The organism is Campylobacter sp. TTU-622 (genome assembly GCF_016598965.1).
In the GTDB taxonomy this organism is placed as follows: domain Bacteria; phylum Campylobacterota; class Campylobacteria; order Campylobacterales; family Campylobacteraceae; genus Campylobacter_D.
Genome location: NZ_JAENKR010000160.1, coordinates 1 through 1,320 on the forward strand (window position 1 = coordinate 1; position 1,320 = coordinate 1,320).

Sequence of the window (1,320 nt, forward strand, 5' to 3'; positions counted from 1 at the left end):
CTAATAAAGAACAAATATACACTATAAATTCTTTAGAGGGTAGTTATAAAAAAGAATTTCTACAAGTTGCACCAAATAAAGTTTTTCCTTCTAAAGAAAAACAAAAACAAATTGCTAATGAATTTAAAGAAGCTTCTTTAATTTATGCTAATTACACTCCAAATACCTTTATAAGTGCAAATTTTCAAAAACCTCTTGATTCTTTTATTACAAGCTCTTTTGGTAAAGCAAGAATTTTTAACGATAAATTAGCCTCTTATCATAGCGGTACTGATTTTAGAGCAAAAATTGGAATACAAATAAAAGCTGCAAATTCAGGTATAGTCAAACTTGCTAAAAACCGCTACTATGCTGGAAATTCTATAATTATTGATCACGGATATGGAATATATTCTCAATATTATCATCTTTCAAAAATTTTAGTGAAAACTGGAGATAAGGTTAAAAAAGGACAAATTATAGGATTAAGTGGAGATAGCGGAAGAGTAAGTGGGCCTCATTTACATTTTGGTATTATTGTTAATCAAAAACAAGTTGATCCTATTGATTTTATTGAAAAATATAACGCTTTATTAAACAATGAAAAAATTTAGTGAATTTTTTGAAAATTGGCTACATCAAAACTACTACAAAAAAGCTACTAAAATAGGCAAAGAGGGAGATTTCTTTACTGCTGTTAGTGTAGGAAATCTTTTTGGGACTTTAATTGCTCAGCATTTTCTAGATTTAATTGATAAAAAAATTTTAACTCCTCCTTTGCAGGTTGTAGAGATAGGAGCAAATGAAGGGTATTTAAGTAAAGATTTTTTAAGCGCCTTACTTGAATTTAGACCAGAGCTTTTTAAAGAAATAGAATTTTATATTGTAGAACCACATTTAAGATTACAAACTTTACAAAAACAAACTTTACAAAATATAGACTTTCATCATAAAAATTCCTTAAAAGAATGCAATTTTGAAAATGCTTTTATTTTTTGCAATGAACTTTTTGATAGTTTCTCTTGTGAATTAATCAATGAAGATAAAATGGCCTTTATTAAGGATTATAAAATTTATTTTTCAAATATAGATAGCTATACCAAATCAAAATGTCAAGAATTGAAACTTTCAAAGGGGGAACTAAGTTTTGCTTTAGAAGACTTTTTTGAAGATTTAAATAAAGCTTGTAAAAAGTTTATTCTTGCTAACTTTGATTATGGAACATTAAATCCAAATTCTTTAAGTCTAAGAATCTATCAAAATCATAAAATTTTTGATCCTTTTACAAGTAATTTGCAAGATTTTTTTGGCAAAAGCGATCTTACTTATGATGTTAATTTT

2 protein-coding genes are annotated in these 1,320 nt (G+C 26.4%); both read left to right on the top strand.

Translation table 11 applies throughout. The features are described 5' to 3' along the window. On the top strand, positions 1 to 593 hold a 593-nt coding region (locus tag JG677_RS08165), incomplete at its 5' end, for a M23 family metallopeptidase (protein WP_200286141.1). Then, on the top strand, positions 580 to 1,320 hold a 741-nt coding region (locus tag JG677_RS08170; RefSeq protein ID WP_200286143.1), incomplete at its 3' end, for an SAM-dependent methyltransferase. The genes JG677_RS08165 and JG677_RS08170, both read left to right, overlap by 14 nt.